This is a genomic window from Bacillus sp. AR2-1, from assembly GCF_008368755.1.
GTDB classification, from domain to species: Bacteria; Bacillota; Bacilli; order Bacillales; family Bacillaceae_G; genus Bacillus_A; species Bacillus_A wiedmannii.
The window spans coordinates 51,089-73,083 of the sequence record NZ_QORY01000011.1 but is presented as its reverse complement, the minus strand read 5'-3'; the positions used below and the strand labels follow the sequence as shown (position 1 = coordinate 73,083).

Below are 21,995 nucleotides of genomic sequence, written 5' to 3'. Positions count from 1 at the left end.
TTTTTTAAAAGGAGCGCGCATACAATGACACAAGAAATTGAAATTGAATTTAAAAATATTGTTACAGAAGAAGAATTCAATACATTATGTAAATCATTCTCTATTGAGGTATTTACGAAACAGGTGAATCACTACTTTGAAACACCGGGCTTCTCGTTAAAAGAAGCTGGCTCTGCACTTCGTATTCGTCATAAAGGAGAAACTTATACATTAACATTGAAACAACCTGCAGAAATCGGCTTGTTAGAAACACATCAAGTCGTAACAGAAGACGAAGCAAGAATGATGATGGAAACAAACGGAATCATTCCAGGGGCTGTAATGGATCAACTACACAAATTACAAATTCCTGTTTCCACTTTAACTTATATGGGTAGTTTAACAACTGAAAGAGCCGAAACACTATTTGAAGGCGGAACGCTTGTCTTTGATCATAGTTTCTATTACAATCACGATGATTATGAAATTGAATTTGAAGTGCAAGATGAAGAAACAGGAAAAGCTGCATTTATTCATTTATTAAAACAGCACGACATACCAATCCGTCATACAAATAATAAAGTAAAACGCTTTTTCCTTGCCAAACAAAACAAAGCACGCTAAAGTGAAAATTCCACTAGTGAATACGTTCTACTAGTGGATATATCTCACTTTTTAAAAGGAAAAGATTCTTTTACATTTGAAAAATAAGCAAAGAACGTTATGAAGGCTGTTTATTTGCCCTCTAGAACATTCCATTGCTACAATAGATATACATTTCATGGAAAAAGGAGTTTATAAAGGATGAGCAAGCAACCGATGACACCATTTGAAGCAATTGGCGGTGAACAATGCATTGCAATATTAGTAGACACGTTTTATTCCTATGTCAGTAAACACCCTGACCTATCTCCCATCTTCCCGGATGATTTAACAGAAACCGCTAGGAAGCAGAAACAATTTTTAACGCAATATTTAGGTGGTCCTAATTTGTACACTGAAGAACATGGTCATCCTATGTTAAGAGCACGCCATCTTCCGTTTGAGATTACTCCAAAACGAGCAGAGGCTTGGCTATCATGTATGGAGCAAGCAATGGATGACACAGGAGTGCACGGTCATATAAGAGAGTTCGTTTTTGAACGTTTAGCGTTAACTGCTCAGCATATGGTTAATACTCCAAACGAAACAGGTGAAGTGTAATGGATAAGCAGGAAGCAACGCATATAAATATGCCATCTCCTTCCGCATGTGAGCATAAGTCTGTAGAAGCATATTTATTTATTGATCCACTTTGTAAAGATTGCTGGGAAATTGAGCCTTTTATTATTAAACTATGGCTTGAATACGGGAAATACTTCTCTATTCGTCATATCGTAACAGGAAAAGTGGATGGAACGAACGCTTCCTCACACAAATGGAATAAACCTGCTAATATTCGATTTGTGTGGGAAAAGACAACAAGTTTACAAGGTTTTTCATGTGATGGAAAGGTACATATGCAAGAAGCATCGTCAACACCATATTTAGTTTCGATGGCAATTAAGGCAGCGGAGTTACAGGGCCGAAAAGCAGGTTCGAAGTTTTTGCGAAAACTCCAAGAATACATTTTCCTTGAAAATGTATCAAACCCTGACTGCGAATTATTACTTGCATGTGCAAGAGATAGCGATATTGATGTAGAAGAATTTAAAAAAGACCTACATTCCGCTAGCGCAAAAAAAGCTTTCCAATGTGACTTAAAATTTACAAATGAGATGCACATTACAGAAATACCTTCTCTCGTATTCTTTCACGCGAATTCAGATGAAGAAGGTATTAAAATCGCTGGAACTTATTCCTACGACGTATACGTACAATTATTGAAAGAACTTGTAAAATGTGACATCGAGCCAGAACCATTACCACCTTTAGAAGTGTTACTAGAAGCAACGCAATTTATATCTTCAAAAGAAGTAGCATTTATATATGACTGCTCGCAGCAAGAGATCGAGCGTGAACTGAAAAAATTACAACTGAAACGAAAAGTACAAATGATTGACGTAAAATGTGAGCGTTATTGGAAATGGATAGCAAAAGAAAAAGACCTGGTGTAAAACACCAGGTCTTCTTCTTTACGGCTTATAAAAATATTAAAGGGGATGGGAGAAATTTTCACGTTCAAACAAAGGGGTATATGTTTGTATGTGAATTCGTTCACGCTTATTATATTACAAGATTCGACGTCAGATGACAACCCCTTTTGTCGAATTTCACACTTTTGTCACATTCTAAACGTTTTCATTTCTGAATAAGCTATAAAAAAGCTATTTTGGAGGTGTTCCGTATGAAAAAAACGTATATTTTACTTATCTTGCTAGCTGTCATCGTTTCTTTTTTCTTGTACATCCTCTCTCTACTACAAGCTTTTCCTAAAATTATTGCCTTCCCTCTTTTATTTGGAGTCATTGTCATCGCTCTCTCTTATTTCAACCATAAAAAACGATTTAAAGGGTTTTAACTACAAAAATCACCTGTAAAACTGCCTTCTAATTTAGAAAAAAGAAAGAAATTCACCTTATTCATTCGACAAATATCGACAAAAATATTTAAAACAAAAAAGACGAGGTAAATTCCTCGTCTTTACAATTACTTCTCTTCAAATAATAATGCTTCTAATTCATTTAATTTCTCTTCAAATACTTGTAGCGCTTCTTTTACCGGTTCTGGAGATGCCATATCTACTCCAGCTTTTTTCAGCACTTCAATTGGATAATCTGAGCTTCCTGCTTTTAAGAACTCATTAATGTAACGTTCTACTGCTGGTTGCCCCTCTTCTAAAATTTGTTTAGATAAAGCCGTTGCTGCACTAAATCCTGTTGCGTATTGGTATACGTAATAGTTGTAGTAGAAGTGCGGAATACGCGACCACTCTAAGCCAATTTCTTCATCGATTACTAAAGCATCACCGAAATATTTCTTATTTAAATCATAGTAGATCTCCGTTAACATGTCTGGCGTAACCGCATGTCCTTCTTGTACTTTCTTATGAATAATATGCTCAAACTCTGCGAACATCGTTTGACGGAATACAGTACCACGAAATCCTTCTAAATAATGATTTAATAAGTATAGACGCTCTTTCTTATCTTCTGTCGTTTTTAATAAATAATCGTTTAGAAGTGCTTCATTACAAGTTGATGCTACTTCCGCAACGAAGATTGAATAATCACCGTATACGTGCGGCTGCGTCTTTCTTGTATAGTAACTATGCACGGAATGACCGAACTCATGAGCAAGTGTATATAAATTATTTACATTATCATGCCAGTTCATTAAAATATACGGATTTGTTCCATATGCACCAGATGAATATGCTCCGCTTCGCTTTCCTTTATTCTCATACACATCTACCCAGCGATTTTCATATGCTTCTTTTAAAATGTCAACATACTCATCACCAAGTACGTTTAAAGACTTTAATAACATGTCTTGTGCTTCTTCATACTTCACGTTCATTTTCACTTCTGGTACAAGTGGTGTATATAAATCATACATATGAAGCTCATCAAGTCCTAGTGCACGCTTACGAATATCAATGTAACGATGTAGCAAGTGTAAATTATCATTTACAGATTCAACAAGTTGATCATACACCGCTTCAGGAATATTATTATTACTTAATGCTGCTTGACGTGCAGAATCGTATTTACGAACACGCGCATTGAAATTATTACGCTTCACTGCTCCGCTTAACGTGCTTGCAAATGTGTTCTTATATTTTCCGTACGTTTCATATACAGCTTTGAATGCATCTTCGCGCACACGACGATCATCACTTTCTAAAAACTGAATGTAACGACCATGTGTAATTTCCACTTCTTCTCCATCCTCACCTTTAATAGATGGGAATTTCAAATCCGCATTATTCAACATACCAAATGTATTACTTGACGCACTCATTACTTCAGATGCTTCTGCTAATAGAGCCTCTTCCGCTTCAGATAATACGTGCGGGCGTTGACGCGTAATTTCTTCTAATGCATGTTCATATACACTTAAGTCTCTATTTTCTGTCAAGAATGTTTGCAGTGTATCTTCTGAAATCGATAAAATCTCAGGCACAATATATGCTGTGCTACTAGATACTTGTGAATATAAATTTGTTGCGCGGTCATTTAATGCTTGATACACAGAGTTTGTTGTATCTTGATCGTAACGCATATGTGCATATGTATATAGCTTACCTAATCGCATTGAAATTTCGTCTTCATATTGCAATGCTTCAAGTAAATTGTTCGCAGAGTCACCAAGTTTCCCTTTAAATTCAGTTAACTTCGGTAATAGCTCTTTAATGGCTTGGAATTCTTTTTCCCATTCTGCATCTGTTTGGAAAATATCTTCTAGTCGCCACGTACTTGATTCTTCAATCTCTTTGCGATTTGGTAATGTTTTTGCTGTGTTTTGTTCAGACATCCTTTAAGCCCTCCTTTAAATATCTCTACTTACATACAATTCGATTTTTCTTATGTAATTCCTTCACGATCAGTCTTTATTATATCCCCTTTTCCTTCTCTCATGTTGTACTTTGCCTCAAATAAAGATAAGGCATACGTTAAGCAAATTTCATCATATTTTATAACTTCCTCCTCTGTTTTTAACATAACTACTTCTCTTTTTTTCCGGTACTTATAAGTCCCTACTTTCTGCAATACACCTGCATAACATAAAAATGTCATATATTCAGCAACTGCTACTTTCCATATATGCCGTGAAAAGTACGGGAGCATGCGCCTTTTCGTATACGTTTTCACATAACTACATACATATTGAAGGGAAATACATTCCCCTACCGTAAGCTCACCTATACATTTTATATATAGAAAAGCTTGCCATATAAATGGATTTGTTTGAAAAGCAAATGAGGACGGGAGTGGCACACCGATTTCAGAAGGAAAATGTGCTGGGGTACATTTACATTGATATAAAAGGCGTAATAGTGACTTATGATTGTAATTCCAAATCGGCAGAGCATTTTGCCGAAAATAGCTCTTTCGCTTTTTCCATTCCTCACCTAATGTTTCTTTTCGGAAAGAGACGGGAGAAAAGAGCCTTTCAAAAGTAGTCGTTTCAGTTGGTAAATAGATAATATGTGAGAAAGAGACGCTTGTAGAAAATGAAGTGAGAAACGCGCATTTCATAAATGATTTTTGTTTCGAACAGAAGAAAATAAGAAATGGCTGAGGATAAGATTGTAAGGAGAAAGCCATAAGTGAGGAGAATTTCATCCAATATGCTGATTGCCTTTTCAATTGATTTCCACCAATGATCCAAATGACCTGTATACCCGCTCGCCAATACGAATAGGTTCGTTTGTACAGCTGCTCTATAGAGAGATTGGCGCATTGGTATTCAATCGCAATTGTTCTCCCTGCTCTCTCTATGAAAATATCTGGTCGTTGCTGAATTTCTGGAAGATAGTGCTCTATATACACAGGAAAGTTTTGACGTTTGAACCACCTATATAACAATTCTTTACCGTGCATATGATACATAGATTCTGCTTCATAAAAGGCAAGACACGCGTCCATTTTCTTATGAGCAAAATGCCAACTTTTTTGTTTCCCTAATTTCATTTGCACTTCCTTCCCGCAAGCTATGCAAAAGAAGCTTTCCTTTTTACGCATACGATGTAAAAGCTCTTCATCATGATGATAGAGTAGATGGATTTTTTCTCCGTTTTCTCTTTTGGCGATAAACATCGGAATCACACCCTTTCAGCTCCTTATATTCTACAATTTATTACAAATTCCTTTTAAAAAAGAGATGTCCCAATTTCGGACATCTCTTTTTATAATAAAGGTGATAATAATCGATACGTCGATTCAACAATTCGTCTATGAAGACGCCTTTTATGAAAACGATCGACATGAATTTCACTTGATTCTTCTATATCCTCTTTATAATCTTGAACAAGTTTTCGAATGCTGTCTGTATCATATAAAAAGGCATTTACTTCAAAGTTCAAATGAAAACTTCTCATATCCATATTAGCAGTCCCAATTGAAGCTAAATCAGAATCGACAATGACAACTTTACTATGAAGAAAGCCTTTTTCGTATTCATATATCTTTACCCCTGCATCTAAAAGCTCTGGGAAGTACGATCTCGATGCGTAAAAGACGGTGCGCTTATCAGGCTTACTCGGCATTAACAAACGGACATCAATACCAGCAAGTGCAGCTACCTTTAATGCGGATAAAATATCATCATCTGGAATGAAATACGGCGTCGCAATCCAAATTGATTTCCGTGCAGATGAAATCATGGCAAAGTATAAATGTTTAATTGTTTCCCATTTATTATCTGGTCCACCTGCAACGAGCTGTACGCCTCCCCAATGATCACCCTCAACTGCTTTCGCTTGTAAATATTCAGGGGCCAACACAGCCTCACCAGTCATATAAAACCAATCTTGAAGGAAAATAAGTTGCAAGCTTTGAACAGCTTCACCACGCAAATATAAATGCGTGTCTCGCCAAAAACCGAAATATTTATCCTTCCCTAAATATTCATCACCAATATTTAATCCACCGACAAATCCTTCATTTCCATCAATAATAACGATTTTCCGGTGGTTTCGATAATTAATCTTATCGTTTAAAATCGGAAAGCGCACAGGGAAAAACGGAATCATTTCTACTCCTGCATCATTCAATTCTTCAATATATGAATTCGATAATCTAAAACTTCCAACCGCATCATATAAAAAACGAACGACAACACCTTCTTTTGATTTCTGTATTAAAATATCTTTAATTTCTGTTCCAAGCTTATCATCACGCACAATGTAATATTCCATATGAATGTGGTGTTTCGCTCGTTTTAATCCATCTAAAATGGCCTGAAACGTTTCATCTCCATTTGTTAATGTTCTCGTTTCAGTTTGAAATGAAATATTTAAAGCGCCTAAGCGGTCCGCTAAACGAAATAACAGCTCTTGGTGCTTATGATTGCGCAAAATCCGTTCTTCGTAATCTTCATGCCCTTTATATTGTAAAAATGCTTGTTCATCGAGCAACGCCTTCTTTTGGAACATTCTCTTCCTCCGAAAGTTCTGTCCAAATAATAAATAAGCGAAGAATCCAAATACCGGAAAAATACCTAACACAATGAGCCATGTAAGTGTTTTAGACGGATGACGGTTCTCTAAGAAAATAACGCAGCCAATTAAAAATGCAGATACCGTAAATAAAATACTAATAATACCTAAAATCGAAACATCTTTTATACCAATTACATCCGAATAAAATGCTACATCAATAAACATACGTAACGAAACAAATAACGCGAACAATAGTAAAACAAAGAAAATCAACTTTAACGTATTTTTCATCTCTTACCTCCTTACTAAGAAAGCTTTCCTATTCTTCATATAAAAAGCCGATTTCATACTACAGAAATCGGCCTACGTTTTAGCAGGAAAATTATTGCGAATTGTTTCAAGCGCATGCTCTTTCACAATTTGTTTCCCATACTCACTTACACGATGAATTGTTAAAGTTGATTCTTCTCCGTATTCTAAAACAATACTTAAAATACGATCAATTTCTTCTTCATCATGTAGCACTTCATCGAATTCCACATATACATAATAGCGGTTCTCAAATGAATACAGCTCATCTTTTATATCTTCAAAGATAAGACGGTGGCTTAATGAAATGACATCTTCAAAATCATTAAATTTAATTAAAAATCCAAACGTACCATCTTCGTTAAAGTTTGTTCCTGCTTGTTCCTCTACCTCTTCCACTAATTCTTGCTGGAATAATGATTCAATGCCTTCATCTAGAGGAATGTCTATAATTTTATCTACACCTATTGGTAGTTCTAGCTTTTGTCCATCCTTTGAAAGCTCTGCTTTCGTTACAAGTACTTCAATCCCTTTATCGACTGCTTGCACTTGAATCCATAACGGTCCATCAATAAAGAAATCATCATGATCACGAGCTTCGTCCATCATCTCCCAAAAGAGCTCTTCACTTCGTTCGCGGTCATACCAAATTTCTTCACGATTAAACCCTCTATCCTCTATATCAATGTACGTAATAAAAAATTTCATCGTATGGTCATTAATTCTTTCAATATCCAAAATACAACTCTCCCTTCCTGCTTAGAATTGTTATGAAGGGATTCCCCACTCATATGACAAATCAATAGATTCTTGTACTCTCATTTTATGATAAGATTCTCCAGAATGGAAATAAAATCGATTTATTTTACAAAAATAGTTATATGCCTATCTTTATTCGACCATCTACACAAATATATCATTATAGCGATTTCTCACTCATGAAAAATTTGGACATACATTTCCACCCTCCCCCGTACACTGTAATAAAGTGAAACTTTTATTAGAGAAGGTGATTTAGTCTCTCTCTTCACCACATACATACAGTTCGCTTATTAAAACATTATAAATGGAGGCAGACGAATGGACTTAGAATTTTTAACATCTGTACTAATGATTGTCGGTATCGATGTTGTATTAGGTGGTGACAACGCAATCGTCATCGCACTAGCTAGCCGAAATTTACCTGAATCGAAACGAAATAAAGCCATTTTGATTGGTACTCTTTTAGCAATCGTTCTAAGAATTATCCTTACTATACTAGCTGTCTATTTACTCGACATTCCATTTCTACAACTTATCGGGGGCGTTTTACTTACATTAATTGCAGTAAATTTACTAACTGATAATAGCAACGATCTTTCTGCTATTCAGGGGAAAACAACTTTATTTCAAGCTGTGCGTACAATTGTATTCGCAGATCTCGTTATGGGGTTTGACAACGTTATTGCCATTGCAGGTGCAGCTCACGGAAGATTTTTACTCGTAATAATCGGCTTACTCATTTCTATCCCGATTATTATTTGGGGCAGCAAACTTATTTTAATACTTATGGAACGCTTTCCATTCCTCATTTATTGCGGAGCAGCGATTCTCGCCTATACAGCAGGAAAAATGGTTACACATGAAGACAGGCTTGCAACGTTCTTTCATAATAATCCAAATTTCACCACAAACATGCCTTTCTTATTCATTTTCACTGTTCTATGCATCGGTATTATCGTGCAACAAGTTCGATTACGAAATGTGAAACATTAAAAAAAACCTTCTACTATATAATAGGTAGAAGGTTTTCATATTATTATAATTAATTTACAAGACGCTGTGCTTCACGTAATTGAAACGTTCTTACTGTACGTGGTAAGAAACGGCGGATTTCGTCTTCATTGTAACCTACTTGAAGGCGCTTCTCGTCAATCATAATTGGACGACGTAAAATCCCTGGATAGTCACGAATCATCTTATATAAATCTTGAAGTGGTAAAGACTCTAAGTTTACATTTAATTCTTGGAAAACTTTCGAACGAGTAGAAATAATCTCATCCGTTCCGCTTTCTGTCATACGTAAAATCTCTTTAATTTCCTCAATCGTTAATGGATCTGAGAAAATATTACGTTCTGTATAAGGAATATGATTTTCCTCTAGCCATAATTTCGCCTTTCTACAAGACGTACAGCTTGGAGAACTATATAATGTTACCATACAAAGCTCACTCTCCTTAAAGAGTACAAATTCTGTACTAATTACAGTTTAAATTTCTAAATTCAGCAATTTTTTACGATACCTTGTCTTATAACAAAGTGCAAAAAATCTCATTTCATGTAAGCAACAACTTTGAGCAAACAACAATTACTTTTAATAAGTAACTTCTATAATCATTATACAATAGATTTTGCAAGAAATATACAGTAAATTTCCTTCTAATTGAGAAAACTCTTCCGTGTATTCCACTGCTATGTAACATGATCACACTCACTTCAGCTGTAATTTAACAATAACCTTCAACCCTCTTAATACTGGCTTGTCATAGATTTTTCATGTGATATACAGTTATTTCCCCATAATCTTCTCTATGAAAAAGAGAACATTTTCTTACCTTTTCTTCATAAATCAATTAAGAAATGTAAGACTATACAAGTGAGAATTGAAAGGAACATTTGTTCTCATTTTAACAAACATCCTCATCCATGTCTATACGATTTCTAAAATAAATCAATTATTTTTCTGACATTTCTTTCTTTTTTATCTTTTATCTCATACAATAAACATACAGACAGGCAAAGGGGGAATTTGCAAATGATTGCTTTTTTTATTGATTTTGTCACTGTTGCTGCCCTCATCATCGGAATCACAGCATTGATTGGTGTCATTACAAATAGCATTGGTGAAAAACTCTTTGGCGGTAAAGAAAAGATGAAGTTTGTTAATAAAAGTTTGGATGTACAATCCGGCTGGAACCAAGTTGGCGGGAAAGGTATTTATAAGAAACGTACGTATTAAAAAAAGCAGGCGGTTAGCCTGCTTTTTTTATTTTTCTACAGATGCCCACTTAAAACTTAATTCGCCGCCATATTTGTGGATATATACATCTTTAATTGTTTCTCTTTCTAATATAGATCTACCGCGTTGAAATACTGGTGCAATTGCTGCATCTTCAAATAAGATTTTTTCCGCTTTTAACAGGTCATTCCAACGTCCTTTTACATCTGAACCTTCTTGCTTTGCCTTTTTAATAAGGTCATCATACTGGGCATTAGAATAGCTCATTTTATTTTGTGAACCATCTGTTATAAACATATCAAGGAATGTGATTGCATCAGGGAAATCAGGTCCCCATCCAGTAAATGAAATATCAAACTGTCCACTATCTTCAAGTTTTAATTTTTGTGCAAATGGTTGCATTTTAATCGTTACTGTCAGACCTGGTAAATTCTTTTCTAATTCTCCCTTTACATACTCACCAATTTTCTTAGATTCTTCATTATCAAAGTTTAAAAATTCTAGTTCTATTTTATCCTTACCTAATTCTTTCTTTCCTGCCTCCCAGAATTTTTTAGCTTCCTTCACATCTACTTTCGAAATTTTTCCATTTTCTTTTCTGAAATCCTGCTTATCTGGTCCCTTAACAAAATCAGATGGTACTAAACCATAAGCTCCCTTAGAACCATTATTTAAAATAACCTCACCAATACCATCTCGATCGTATGCACTAGAAATAGCCTTACGAATATTTTTGTTAGCTAACGCTGGATTTTTTTGATTAAAACGCAAGAAGAACACAGTTGGATCATTAATTGTTTTAAAATCTTTTTGCCCTTTATACTTATCAACTAATTCCGCTGATAAACCTACCCTGTCAATCGCATTCGTATTATACAAATTAACAGCTGCTCCTGTATCTTTTACAACATTAAAATTAACTTCTTCTAACTTCACTTCTTTTTGATCCCAATAGGTTGGACTTTTCTTTAATTGGAAACTTTGTTCATGTTTCCATTCATTTAATACAAATGGACCGTTATACAAAGTTGTATTTGCTTCCAAACCAAATTTTTGTCCCTGTTCTTTCATATACTTCTCATTTAATGGGAAAAATAGTGGATACACCGTTAAATCAAGAAAATATGGAACTGGATTATCCAATTCAACTTCTAATGTATAATCATCTATCGCTTTTACACCTAATTGATCTGGTGATAGCTCTCTTTTATTAATTTTCTCTGCATTTTTCACATCTAGCATGATATATCCTGATTTCGCTGCCGTATCAGGGTTAACAGCTCTTTGCCATGCATATACAAAATCTTTTGCTGTTACAGGATCACCATTCGACCATTTAGCGTCTTCACGCAATTTAAATGTATATTTTTTACCATCTTCAGATTTCGTATGGGATTTCGCTACACCTGGAACTAACTTATCGCCTTTCCCAAGTCGATATAGCCCCTCCATCGTATTATTCATAACTTTTGAAGAAGCAGCATCCGAGGCAAGTGTTGTATCCATTGTCGGAATTTCAGACACTTCTGTTAGATTAATAACTTGCTTCGCACCGCTTTTCCCGCTATCCCCTTTTGCGTTCGCTTGCGGTTCATCTTTTTGGTAGCTACATGCCCCTAACATCATGCTCATCGCTACTGTTGATACTACAAAAACTGGCATCTTTTTTTTCATACTTCCACCCTCCACAAAAATGTTAGCCCTTTCATTTTCAAACAAATAGAAATATATATATGTTCTAACAATTCATATTATACACACAAATATATTTTTTGTATATTTATATTTCTATTTTATTAAAATTTTCTGTTAAAAAATATACCTTTGTAAACGTTTCATATTGCTGATTATCCTTACTAAAGTGTTGAAAATGAATATTTTTATATTTTTCCAAATTATCAGAGAAAAATAAATTTTATATCCCATAATACTTTCCGCATAATTATCCTTCTCTTTTTATCATAAAATAGCGCTCCCTTCATAATAAAGATATGTAGGTTAAAATGAGTGCAAAGGATAAGAAAGTATGTTACGATACACTTTGCTAAAAATAGATATCGGTAAAGAGGGGACGGACATGGCAGCAATTCAGGCAAAAAACGGGCCGACAGAGAAATTAAGTTTATTCTTATTAACATGGCCTATTTTTCTAGAAGTTTTTCTATTTATGTTAATGGGGATCGCTGATACTTTCATGTTAAGTGCATTATCAGACGATGCTGTATCTGGGGTTGGTGCAGCGAATCAATATCTCCATATCGCTATTTTGGTACTAGAAGTCATCGGGAACGGCGCAGCTATCGTCGTATCTCAATACCTCGGTTCCAAACGTTTTATGGAAGCATCTAAAATATCAGCTTTAGCCGTCACATTAAATTTAGTGGTCGGACTCATTATAAGCGCTGGTTTTCTTTTATTTTCAAAACATATGATGATGGCAATGAACTTACAAGGCGATGTACTCATGTATGCGCAAAACTATTTATCCATCGTCGGAGGCGCTATTTTCCTTCAAGCTATTATTAATTCATTAGCCGCAATTATCCGCGTACACGGCTTCACAAAGCAAGCGATGTTTATTTCACTTGGAATGAATATTATTCATATCGCTGGAAACTACGTACTCATTTTCGGGAAATTTGGTTTCCCAGAACTCGGTGTACAAGGGGCTGCCATTTCTTCTGCTGTCAGCCGACTTATCGCACTTATCGTTTTCTTCTGGTTACTGTACCGCGTTATGGAATACCGTGTGAAATTACAATATTACTTCACCTTATCAAAGGAATACATCGGAAAAATTTTAAAAATCGGGATTCCATCTGCATTTGAGCAGGTTATGTATCAAGCTTGCCAAATTGTCTTCTTATACTATGCAACATACTTAGGAACGGAATCATTAGCGGCTAGACAATACGCTACGAACATTTCTATGTTCACTTATTTATTCGCGATTGCGATCGGTATGGGAACAGCCATTATTATCGGACGCCTCGTTGGCGGTGGTGAAAAAGATGAAGCGTATGAACGCGTATGGAAAAGTGTAAAATGGGCAATTGGCGTCACTTTATGTATGGTCGCTCTCGTCGTTACATTCCGTACACAATTAATGGGACTATTTACAGATAATCCGCACATTATTAAGTTAGGTGCGTCAGTTCTTTTACTAAGTGTGCTACTTGAAACGGGACGTACGATGAATATCGTCATTATCAATTCACTTCGCGCAGCTGGTGATGCAAAGTACCCAGTTTTGATCGGAGCATTCTCTATGGTGTTAATGAGTTTACCACTCGGTTACTTTTTCGCCTTCCATTTAGATATGGGGCTCGTTGGTATTTGGTTAGCGATTGCTATTGATGAATGGACACGTGCCATTATTATGTTCTTCCGCTGGAAAAGTAGGGCGTGGGAACGTTATGCACTCGTTAAACCTGAAGAACAAGAGGAAATTGTTTCTGTTCAGGCACAGTAATACTCGTTTAATTAAGGTGTAGTCATTCGTAAAGGAAACTTATATCTGCGATTCTTTAAATATATCGACTTACCGAGAAATGTTGACAAATCTATTATATAGTAGAAAAAAGCCAATCTTCCTTAACGGAAGATTGGCTTTTTTATTATTGATAAATCTCTTTATATTTCTTATACTCTGCTTCAGAACATAATACGAAATGTCCTGGGCGAATTTCACGCATTGTTGGTGCTTCACTAGCATAATCATGCTGAGATGGATCGTATACGATACGTTTACGATTGCGCTCATAATCTGGATCTGGAAGCGGAATTGCTGATAATAGTGATTTCGTATATGGATGAATTGGATTCGCATATAACTCTTCACTTGTTGTTAGCTCAACGATTTGACCACGGTACATTACGCCGATGCGATCACTAATGTATTTTACCATTGATAAATCATGGGCAATGAATAAGTATGTTAAACCTTTTTCCTTTTGTAACTTTTTCAGTAAGTTTACAACTTGCGCCTGGATTGATACGTCAAGTGCTGAGATTGGCTCATCGGCAATGATAAATTCAGGCTCTACAGCAAGTGCGCGAGCGATACCGATACGTTGACGTTGTCCACCTGAGAATTCATGCGGGAAACGGTTTGCGTGCTCTTTATTTAAACCAACTGTGATTAATAATTCATGAACACGGTCCATACGCTCTTTTTTGCCTTTTGCTAGTCCGTGAATATCAATACCTTCTGCAATAATATCCCCTACTGTCATACGAGGGTTTAATGATGCATATGGATCTTGGAAAATCATTTGCATTTTACGGTTGAATTTCTTCAGCTCTGCACGTGATTTTTTACCATGTACATTTTCACCATCGAACAACACTTCACCAGCAGTTGCATCATATAAACGAATAATCGTTCTTCCAGTTGTCGATTTACCACAACCTGATTCTCCTACAAGACCAAATGTTTCTCCGCGGTAAATATCAAATGAAATATCATTAACCGCTTTGACAACACCACCACTCACGTCGAAGTGCTGTTTTACATTTTTTACTTCAATTAATTTCTCACGTTGTTTAGTCATGTTGTTCACCTGCTTTCATTTGAAGAATGCGTTTTTCAACGACTGCCGGTGGTTTTACTTCTGGAGCTTGCTCGTGAAGTAACCAAGTTGCCGCATAGTGTGTATCACTTACTTTAAATAAAGGTGGGTCCATTTCAAAATCAATTTTCAATGCCTGTGGATTACGTGGTGCAAAAGCATCTCCCTTTGGCGGCTTTAATAAATCTGGAGGCGTTCCAGGGATTGCGTATAACTCTTCTTCTGAACCATCTAAACTTGGCATAGATGCGATTAAGCCCCAAGTGTATGGATGTTTTGGATTGTAGAAAATTTCATCAACCGTTCCAATTTCAACAACTTTACCTGCGTACATAACTGCTACGCGGTCCGCAACGTTTGCCACTACACCTAAGTCATGTGTAATGAAAATGATTGCCGCTTCTGTTTTTTGCTGAATGTCCTTCATAAGCTCTAAAATTTGCGCCTGAATTGTAACGTCTAGCGCTGTTGTCGGCTCATCGGCAATTAATAATTTCGGGTTACAAGCTAACGCCATCGCAATAACTACACGCTGTCTCATACCACCTGAGAATTGGTGAGGATATTGTTTTAAACGCGCTTCTGGATTCGGAATACCTACAAGGTCGATTAATTCTAACGCAACTTTACGTGCGTCTGCTTTACTCATCCCTTGGTGTTTAATAAGACCTTCCATAATTTGATTCCCAATTGTCATCGTTGGATTTAATGATGTCATTGGATCTTGGAAAATCATCGCGATATCTTTCCCGCGCACTTGCTGCATTTCTTTTTCTGTCAGTTTCGTTAAGTCACGACCTTCAAATACGATTTCACCGTTTTTAATACGCCCTGGAGGATTCGGAATTAATCCCATTAACGCTTTAGAAGTAACTGATTTACCAGAACCAGATTCTCCTACAATCGCTAATGTTTCTCCTTTTTTTAAATCAAAAGTAACACCGCGTACAGCTTGTACTTCACCTGCATGTGTATCAAAGGAGACTTGCAAATCTTTTACCTCTAGCAATGTTTTCATTTTTACTTCTCCCCTCTTTTACTTACGCATTTTTGGATCTAACGCGTCGCGTAATCCGTCTGCCATTAAGTTGAATGCTAAGATTAACATACTGATGACAACCGCTGGGATGAACATCATATGTGGATACGTTTGAATTGATTTATAACCGTCATTTACAAGAGAACCAAGTGATGCGAATGGTGGCTGAATACCTAAACCGATGAAGCTTAAGAACGCCTCACCAAACACTGCTGTTGGAATTGTAAACATTGTCATTACGATAATTGGTCCCATTACGTTCGGGATTAAGTGTTTTACAATTAATTGTGTATTTGTTGCACCTAATGTACGAGATGCTAATACATATTCTTGATTTTTTAATTTCAGGATTTGTCCACGAACGATACGTGACATCCCTATCCAACCTGTAATCGCCATTGCTAGTGTAATTGACCATATACCAGATCCCATAATGATTACCATTAAAATAACGATGATTAAGTATGGAATACCGTTAATAATCTCCATAACACGTTGCATAATATTATCTACTCTACCGCCATAGAACGCTGAAATACCTCCATAAGCAACCCCAATTACTAAGTCAATCGCCGCTGCTAAAAGAGCGATATATAATGATACACGCGTACCTTCCCATGTTCTTGTCCATAAATCGCGGCCAAGATCATCTGTACCAAACCAGAAATACTCTTTAATATCACGTTTTTCATATTGGTCAACACCATATTGATCCGTACCGTCAAATGGTAGCCAATGAACATTTTCAATAACAGGAATTTTCGGTGGTAATTTCGCACGACCTAAGTCTTGCTCTTTATAAGAATGCTTACTTACCATCGGTCCTAAGATTGCTAGTAATATAATAAGCGCTAATAAAACGAAACCGAACATTGCTCCTTTATGTTGGAACAAACGTCTTCTTACATCTTGCCAAAACGTTAAGCTTGGACGGGCAATGACTTCATTATCAACATTATTTTGATTGGCTTGTTGAAATAAATCTGGAGATAATTTTTGTACATCTTTCATCATTTTTTCCCTCCCGCTAAACGAATACGAGGATCAATAATTCCGTATAAAATATCGACAATGAAAATAACTAAGATGAAAATCGCACTATAGAAAATTGTAGTTCCCATAATAACTGTATAGTCATTCACTGTAATAGATTTAACGAACTGTTCCCCTAGTCCTGGTACAGCATAAATTTGCTCAATAACTAATGTCCCTGTAATTAAACCTGCAACCATTGGTCCTAAAATTGTTACTACTGGAATTAACGCGTTACGAAGTGCATGTTTAATAATGATAACGCCTTGGCTAATTCCTTTCGCTTTCGCTGTTAAAATGTAATCAGCTTGCATAACTTCAATTAACTCTGCACGAGCAAAACGTGCGATTGTTGCGATAACTGCCATCGATAAAGCGATTGTAGGCATTACGGTAAACTCTGGTCCTTTCCAGAATGCTACTGGGAACCACCCAAGTTTTACCCCTACGAAATATTGTAGTAATGCGGCGAATACGAACGATGGTACCGACATCCCGAGTACGGAAATAATTGTCGCCCCATAATCGACCCACGTATTGTTACGAAGTGCCGCAACGATTCCTAAAATTAAACCGATAAATGTTCCTAATATAATCGCTTGTAAACCAAGTTGTGCTGATGGTCCAATGCGATCTACAATCATATCTGTTACTGGACGGTTATCATATTGGAATGATACCCCTAAATCACCTTTTGCTAAGTTACCTAAGTAACGTGCATATTGAACTGGTACTGGATCATTTAAGCCATATTTTTCAAGAATGATTTCTTTTTGTGCCGGTGATAGTTTCTCCTGGTTTTTAAGCGGAGAACCCGGAAGTAATTTCATCAAAAAGAAAGTCAGTGTAGTAATTAAAAATAATGTCAAAGCCATGTACACGAAACGTTTTAATACATAACGTCCCATAGTCAAGCACCTCCCCGTTTTTCTCAAAAGCAATAAGATAGTTTAAAATATTCTTACTTTTATTTTTTTAAAATAAGAGCATACGCCCATCATAGGCATATACCCTTATTCATGATGGAAACCATTTTTAGTTTTTTAGTTCAACCCACTTATAGCTAAATTCTCCGCCATATTTATGTTCTAATAGGCCAGTAATTGAGCCACGTTGTAAATAAGCTTTTCCTGGTTGATATACTGGAGCAATCGCTGCATCTTCAAGCAGTTGTTTTTCTGCTTGTAATAATGCATCCCAGCGAGCTTGTACATCAACTTCTGTTTTCGCTTTTTTAATTAAATCATCATACGCTGCATTTGCGTAATTTACTTTGTTTTGCGCATTACCTGTCGTATACATTTCAAGGAATGACATTGGATCCATATAATCTGGACTCCATCCCGCGTATGACATTGCGTAATCTCCACTTGCTTCAAGTTTTAATTTTTGTGCAAATGGCTGCATTTTTGTTGAAACTGTTAAACCTGGTAAGTTCTTTTCAAATTGGCCTTTTAAATACTCTCCGATTTTTTTAGCATCATCAGTATCAAAGTTTAATAGCTCTAACTCTACTTTGTCTACACCAAGTTCTTTTTTACCAGCTTCCCAGTATTTTTGAGCTTCTTTAATATCCTCTTTTATAAGCTTTCCGTTTTCTTCACGGAAGTCTTTTCCATTCGGACCTTTTGCTAAGCCTTTCGGAACAAAACCATATATCCCCTCTGAACCATCGTTTAAGATAACTTTCCCGATATTTTCACGCTCAAAGGACATTGCAATTGCTTTTCGGATATTTTTATTTGCTAAAAATTTATTCTTTTCATTTAAGCGAATAAATTGTGTAGATGGTCTCTTAATCGTTTTAAAGTCAGCATCTGATTTGTATTTGTCTACAAACTCTGATGTTAAGACTACACGATCAATTGCTTTCGTTTCATATAAATTTATAGCAGTTGAACGATCCTTAACAATATTGAAGTTTATTTCCTCAAGTTTTACTTCTTTATTTTCCCAATACGTTGGATTTTTCTTAAGTTGGAAACTTTGTTCATGCTTCCATTCATTTAATACGAATGGACCATTATAAAGTGTCGTATTGGATTCTAATCCAAATTTTGCTCCTTGTTCTGTTACAAACTTCTCATTCAAAGGATACAATGTTGGATAGACTGTTAAACTTACAAAATAAGGAACAGGGTTATCTAATTCCACTTCAAGTGTATGATCATCAATTGCCTTTACACCAAGTTCTTCAACTGGTAATTCTTTTTTGTTAACTTTCTCCGCATTTTTAACATCAAATAGTATGTAAGCAAACTTGGCACCCGTGTTTGAATCTACAGCTCTTCGCCAAGAATAAACGAAGTCTTTCGCTGTTACAGGTTCACCATTAGACCATTTCGCATCTTCACGCAACTTAAATACATACTTTTTGCCATCTTCTGATTTCTCATAAGATTTAGCGACACCTGGAACAAGCTTATCGTCTTTCCCCAGACGATATAATCCTTCCATTGTGTTATTCATGATGTTAGAAGATGCTGCATCTGTTGATAACGTCGTATCCATAGTTGGGATTTCAGCTGTCTCGGTTAGATTTAACACTTGCTTGTTTGAGGATTTTTCTTTTGCGCCTGCTTTATTATCCTCTTTTTGGTAACTACAAGCTCCTAACATACTGACAGTCAACGTCGATGCAAGTAATAACGGTATCTTTTTCTTCATGTTGTGTTGCCTCCCCTAATTGCACTTCCTGTACCCTCACTTGTAAAAAAGTAGAATTGAAAGAATAATCTCCAAGTTTCTACAATTTTCATTATACATATAATATAACAATTGTGAATATAGTTTTTTGTTTTTTTGTTAAAATTTTTAATAAAATATTTATTTTTTTACTTTTTTGTAAAGGGATACGTTAACATTGCTACCATCATCTTAAAATCAGACCTTTAATTGCGTATAATTTTCAAAAAATTAATTCTAGTACATATTATAGCTTTTATAGTATAATAATTCTAGTAATATTTTGACGGAGGGGAACATTTTGAATAAAGTTTTTTTTCATACTTGTATACTAATTTTCATAGCGATAATCGCTTCTAGTATTGGCGCAATCCTCGTTTCATCGCGATTTTTGTTGAATTTTGTCAATATATCGTTTTATGCCGCACTATTTTTTATTCTTGTCGGCGGTTTTTTATTCATATTTCAAAATGGATTTTTTAACGTAACAATTTACGCCTTTCAAAGAGTGTTTGGTACGAACAAAAAAATTGACTCTTTAATTGAAGAAGCAGAGGAACCTGTCGATAAGAAAGAACGTATTTATAAAACATATTCATTCAAATGGACGTATCCAATTTGTATTACAGGTATCGTTCTTGGGCTGTTCTCAACCCTCATTAGCTTTACTATTTTGATGTAGTTTGCAAACACTATCCCATATGATATAATAATCAGCAAAACATTTTGTTATAAAACTTTAGTTCTTTCATATTAAAAGAGCTCAGGTAACAATAAATAAATTTATATGTATGCGATGATAAAGAAGAGTACATATTGAGGCAATTTCAGAGAGCTTGTGGCTGGTGTGAACAAGTAATTGCGCAGTGTGGAATGGGCTTTTGAGCACCAAACCGAACCGAAAGTAGTAGGCTTTGGCGTTATATCCAAACGTTATTATGGATTAGAGAGATTTCACAGTAGTGAAATAATTAGGGTGGTACCGCGGTCCATTCGTCCCTATAGTTTTTTGGGATGAATGGGCTTTTTTGTTTGCCTTCTCTTCCCTATCACGCATTCAAATTTAGGAGGAATTACTTATGTCAGTTATCTTTTCTGGTATTCAGCCGAGTGGAACGATTACACTTGGAAACTATTTAGGAGCTATGAAGCAATTTACAGAGCTTCAAAATGAACACGACTGTTATTTCTGTATTGTAAACCAACATGCGATTACAGTACCTCAAGATCCCGTACAACTTCGTAAAAACATCCGCAGTCTTGCTGCACTTTATGTAGCATGCGGCATCGATCCTGAAAAAGCTACTTTATTTGTACAATCAGAAGTACCAGCACACGCTCAACTAGGATGGATTATGCAATCAGTTGCTTACGTTGGAGAATTAGAGCGTATGACGCAATATAAAGATAAATCTTCTGGTAGAGATTCAGTTCCAGCTGGATTACTAACGTATCCACCATTAATGGCGGCTGATATTTTACTTTACAACACTGAAATCGTACCTGTTGGTGATGATCAAAAACAACATATGGAATTAACACGCGACCTAGCAGAGCGTTTCAACAAACGCTTCCGTGAAGTGTTCACTGTTCCTGAAATTCGTATTCCAAAAGTAGGAGCTCGCGTTATGTCATTAACAGAACCTACGAAAAAAATGAGTAAATCTGATCCGAATCCAAAAGCAATGATCAGTATGCTTGATGAACCAAAAACAATTGAAAAGAAAATTAAAAGTGCTGTAACTGATTCTGAAGGTATCGTGAAATTTGATAAAGAAAACAAACCTGGAATCTCTAACTTATTAACAATCTACTCTTCATTCTCTGGAAAAACAGTTGAAGAAATAGAAGCAATGTACGAAGGAAAAGGATACGGAGACTTCAAAGGCGACCTAGCAGCAGTAGTCGTAGAAGCAATTCGTCCAATCCAAGACAAATATAACGAACTAATCAACTCACCAGAACTAGACGAAATTCTAGACAAAGGTGCAGAAAAAGCAAACCGCGTTGCATTCAAACAACTACGCAAAGTAGAAAACGCAATGGGACTAAGCAGAAAACGTAGGTAACATATAAAGCGGAGGCGACTGTTTAGCCCTGACGGCTAAGGTTCTTTCCCACAGAAGGTGCTTTTTACCTTCTCGTGGGGAAGGTTCTTAGACGCGAAGGGCTAGGAGCCGGAGCTGGATTTCTTATAAAGCGGAAGCGGCTCGCTTAGAATGTGAGGGGGATGGAGCTCCTGACGTAGAGGCGCTTTTTGCCTCGCAGGAAGGCGCGAAGCCACCGAACATTCTTGCC

General features: G+C 36.1%; 20 protein-coding genes and 1 other annotated feature. Of the genes, 9 read left to right on the top strand and 11 right to left on the bottom strand.

Going from position 1 to position 21,995, the window contains the following annotated elements; genetic code table 11:
* Positions 1 to 24 precede the first annotated feature (24 nt).
* The 4 genes from DT250_RS14315 (at position 25) to DT250_RS31670 (ending at position 2,479) form a co-directional block, all read left to right on the top strand.
* Positions 25 to 603 (top strand): CYTH domain-containing protein, encoded by a 579-nt coding sequence (locus tag DT250_RS14315; RefSeq protein ID WP_098857318.1) that lies wholly within the window; start codon positions 25 to 27, stop codon positions 601 to 603.
* Between the two features lie 180 nt (positions 604 to 783).
* On the top strand, positions 784 to 1,182 hold the full coding sequence (locus DT250_RS14310) for a globin domain-containing protein (RefSeq protein ID WP_000043382.1): 399 nt from the start codon (positions 784 to 786) through the stop codon (positions 1,180 to 1,182).
* Positions 1,182 to 2,075 carry a ClpXP adapter SpxH family protein gene (locus DT250_RS14305; protein ID WP_097906723.1) on the top strand — a complete coding sequence of 298 codons (894 nt, stop codon included), beginning with the start codon at positions 1,182 to 1,184 and terminating at the stop codon, positions 2,073 to 2,075. The genes DT250_RS14310 and DT250_RS14305 overlap by 1 nt, the downstream gene beginning before the upstream one ends.
* A 230-nt stretch (positions 2,076 to 2,305) precedes the next feature.
* Positions 2,306 to 2,479: a hypothetical protein gene (locus DT250_RS31670; RefSeq protein ID WP_046957017.1), complete on the top strand. Its 174-nt coding sequence runs from the start codon at positions 2,306 to 2,308 to the stop codon at positions 2,477 to 2,479.
* 128 nt (positions 2,480 to 2,607) lie between these two features.
* Here DT250_RS31670 and pepF read toward each other — a convergent pair whose 3' ends face one another.
* The 4 genes from pepF to mecA all read right to left on the bottom strand — a co-directional run bounded on the left by pepF (position 2,608) and on the right by mecA (position 8,110).
* Positions 2,608 to 4,434, bottom strand: coding sequence for an oligoendopeptidase F (pepF, locus tag DT250_RS14300; RefSeq protein ID WP_149213209.1), 1,827 nt, complete (start codon positions 4,432 to 4,434; stop codon positions 2,608 to 2,610).
* A gap of 50 nt (positions 4,435 to 4,484) precedes the next feature.
* Positions 4,485 to 5,729, bottom strand: a complete 1,245-nt coding sequence (locus DT250_RS14295) for a competence protein CoiA (RefSeq protein ID WP_149213208.1) — start codon at positions 5,727 to 5,729, stop codon at positions 4,485 to 4,487.
* Positions 5,730 to 5,809: 80 nt separating this feature from the next.
* Entirely contained in the window at positions 5,810 to 7,354 is a 1,545-nt protein-coding gene (locus DT250_RS14290) for a cardiolipin synthase (protein ID WP_000799209.1), read from the bottom strand.
* 72 nt (positions 7,355 to 7,426) lie between these two features.
* On the bottom strand, positions 7,427 to 8,110 hold the full coding sequence (mecA, locus tag DT250_RS14285; protein ID WP_000350711.1) for an adaptor protein MecA: 684 nt from the start codon (positions 8,108 to 8,110) through the stop codon (positions 7,427 to 7,429).
* Between the two features lie 342 nt (positions 8,111 to 8,452).
* On the opposite strand from mecA, the gene DT250_RS14280 reads away from it, so the two are divergent.
* Positions 8,453 to 9,127 carry a TerC family protein gene (locus tag DT250_RS14280; RefSeq protein WP_060489329.1) on the top strand — a complete coding sequence of 225 codons (675 nt, stop codon included), beginning with the start codon at positions 8,453 to 8,455 and terminating at the stop codon, positions 9,125 to 9,127.
* A gap of 49 nt (positions 9,128 to 9,176) precedes the next feature.
* Here DT250_RS14280 and spx read toward each other — a convergent pair whose 3' ends face one another.
* Positions 9,177 to 9,572, bottom strand: coding sequence for a transcriptional regulator Spx (gene spx, locus DT250_RS14275; RefSeq protein ID WP_000258267.1), 396 nt, complete (start codon positions 9,570 to 9,572; stop codon positions 9,177 to 9,179).
* Positions 9,573 to 10,166: 594 nt separating this feature from the next.
* Here spx and DT250_RS14270 point away from each other — a divergent pair.
* A complete protein-coding gene (locus DT250_RS14270; protein WP_000559978.1) occupies positions 10,167 to 10,370 on the top strand; it encodes a hypothetical protein in 204 nt (67 codons plus the stop codon).
* Positions 10,371 to 10,397: 27 nt separating this feature from the next.
* Here the strand turns inward: DT250_RS14270 and DT250_RS14265 are convergent, their stop codons facing one another.
* A complete protein-coding gene (locus tag DT250_RS14265) occupies positions 10,398 to 12,044 on the bottom strand; it encodes a peptide ABC transporter substrate-binding protein (protein ID WP_149213207.1) in 1,647 nt (548 codons plus the stop codon).
* Between the two features lie 352 nt (positions 12,045 to 12,396).
* Here DT250_RS14265 and DT250_RS14260 point away from each other — a divergent pair, with 352 nt between their 5' ends.
* Positions 12,397 to 13,842, top strand: a complete 1,446-nt coding sequence (locus DT250_RS14260) for an MATE family efflux transporter (RefSeq protein WP_149213206.1) — start codon at positions 12,397 to 12,399, stop codon at positions 13,840 to 13,842.
* Between the two features lie 145 nt (positions 13,843 to 13,987).
* Here DT250_RS14260 and DT250_RS14255 read toward each other — a convergent pair whose 3' ends face one another.
* The 5 genes from DT250_RS14255 to DT250_RS14235 form a co-directional block, all read right to left on the bottom strand.
* Positions 13,988 to 14,923, bottom strand: coding sequence for an ABC transporter ATP-binding protein (locus tag DT250_RS14255; RefSeq protein ID WP_000166340.1), 936 nt, complete (start codon positions 14,921 to 14,923; stop codon positions 13,988 to 13,990).
* The gene (locus DT250_RS14250; RefSeq protein WP_000854346.1) at positions 14,916 to 15,959 is read right to left on the bottom strand and encodes an ABC transporter ATP-binding protein; all 1,044 of its coding nucleotides are present in this window, start codon (positions 15,957 to 15,959) and stop codon (positions 14,916 to 14,918) included. Before DT250_RS14250 ends, DT250_RS14255 begins: the two co-directional genes overlap by 8 nt.
* An 18-nt stretch (positions 15,960 to 15,977) precedes the next feature.
* Positions 15,978 to 16,994, bottom strand: coding sequence for an oligopeptide ABC transporter permease (gene opp3C, locus DT250_RS14245; protein ID WP_000974096.1), 1,017 nt, complete (start codon positions 16,992 to 16,994; stop codon positions 15,978 to 15,980).
* Positions 16,991 to 17,920 (bottom strand): oligopeptide ABC transporter permease, encoded by a 930-nt coding sequence (gene opp3b, locus DT250_RS14240; RefSeq protein ID WP_000534165.1) that lies wholly within the window; start codon positions 17,918 to 17,920, stop codon positions 16,991 to 16,993. The genes opp3C and opp3b overlap by 4 nt, the downstream gene beginning before the upstream one ends.
* 127 nt (positions 17,921 to 18,047) lie before the next feature.
* Positions 18,048 to 19,679, bottom strand: a complete 1,632-nt coding sequence (locus DT250_RS14235; RefSeq protein WP_000727226.1) for a peptide ABC transporter substrate-binding protein — start codon at positions 19,677 to 19,679, stop codon at positions 18,048 to 18,050.
* Between the two features lie 319 nt (positions 19,680 to 19,998).
* On the opposite strand from DT250_RS14235, the gene DT250_RS14225 reads away from it, so the two are divergent.
* Both DT250_RS14225 and trpS read left to right on the top strand, forming a co-directional pair.
* Positions 19,999 to 20,379 (top strand): DUF3899 domain-containing protein, encoded by a 381-nt coding sequence (locus tag DT250_RS14225; protein WP_088062464.1) that lies wholly within the window; start codon positions 19,999 to 20,001, stop codon positions 20,377 to 20,379.
* 105 nt (positions 20,380 to 20,484) lie between these two features.
* Positions 20,485 to 20,701, top strand: a binding site (T-box leader).
* Between the two features lie 75 nt (positions 20,702 to 20,776).
* Positions 20,777 to 21,766 carry a tryptophan--tRNA ligase gene (trpS, locus tag DT250_RS14220; protein WP_000110998.1) on the top strand — a complete coding sequence of 330 codons (990 nt, stop codon included), beginning with the start codon at positions 20,777 to 20,779 and terminating at the stop codon, positions 21,764 to 21,766.
* The last annotated feature ends 229 nt before the right edge of the window (positions 21,767 to 21,995 follow it).

Excerpts from the sequence above, each read along its gene's own strand:
- DT250_RS14315 (WP_098857318.1), top strand. The coding sequence starts at position 25 with ATGACACAAGAAATTGAAATTGAATTTAAAAATATTGTTACAGAAGAA.
- DT250_RS14310 (WP_000043382.1), top strand. The coding sequence starts at position 784 with ATGAGCAAGCAACCGATGACACCATTTGAAGCAATTGGCGGTGAACAA.
- DT250_RS14305 (WP_097906723.1), top strand. The coding sequence starts at position 1,182 with ATGGATAAGCAGGAAGCAACGCATATAAATATGCCATCTCCTTCCGCA.
- DT250_RS31670 (WP_046957017.1), top strand. The coding sequence starts at position 2,306 with ATGAAAAAAACGTATATTTTACTTATCTTGCTAGCTGTCATCGTTTCT.
- pepF (WP_149213209.1), bottom strand. The coding sequence starts at position 4,434 with ATGTCTGAACAAAACACAGCAAAAACATTACCAAATCGCAAAGAGATT.
- DT250_RS14290 (WP_000799209.1), bottom strand. The coding sequence starts at position 7,354 with ATGAAAAATACGTTAAAGTTGATTTTCTTTGTTTTACTATTGTTCGCG.
- DT250_RS14280 (WP_060489329.1), top strand. The coding sequence starts at position 8,453 with ATGGACTTAGAATTTTTAACATCTGTACTAATGATTGTCGGTATCGAT.
- spx (WP_000258267.1), bottom strand. The coding sequence starts at position 9,572 with ATGGTAACATTATATAGTTCTCCAAGCTGTACGTCTTGTAGAAAGGCG.
- DT250_RS14270 (WP_000559978.1), top strand. The coding sequence starts at position 10,167 with ATGATTGCTTTTTTTATTGATTTTGTCACTGTTGCTGCCCTCATCATC.
- DT250_RS14265 (WP_149213207.1), bottom strand. The coding sequence starts at position 12,044 with ATGAAAAAAAAGATGCCAGTTTTTGTAGTATCAACAGTAGCGATGAGC.
- DT250_RS14260 (WP_149213206.1), top strand. The coding sequence starts at position 12,397 with ATGTTACGATACACTTTGCTAAAAATAGATATCGGTAAAGAGGGGACG.
- DT250_RS14255 (WP_000166340.1), bottom strand. The coding sequence starts at position 14,923 with ATGACTAAACAACGTGAGAAATTAATTGAAGTAAAAAATGTAAAACAG.
- DT250_RS14250 (WP_000854346.1), bottom strand. The coding sequence starts at position 15,959 with ATGAAAACATTGCTAGAGGTAAAAGATTTGCAAGTCTCCTTTGATACA.
- opp3C (WP_000974096.1), bottom strand. The coding sequence starts at position 16,994 with ATGATGAAAGATGTACAAAAATTATCTCCAGATTTATTTCAACAAGCC.
- opp3b (WP_000534165.1), bottom strand. The coding sequence starts at position 17,920 with ATGGGACGTTATGTATTAAAACGTTTCGTGTACATGGCTTTGACATTA.
- DT250_RS14235 (WP_000727226.1), bottom strand. The coding sequence starts at position 19,679 with ATGAAGAAAAAGATACCGTTATTACTTGCATCGACGTTGACTGTCAGT.
- trpS (WP_000110998.1), top strand. The coding sequence starts at position 20,777 with ATGTCAGTTATCTTTTCTGGTATTCAGCCGAGTGGAACGATTACACTT.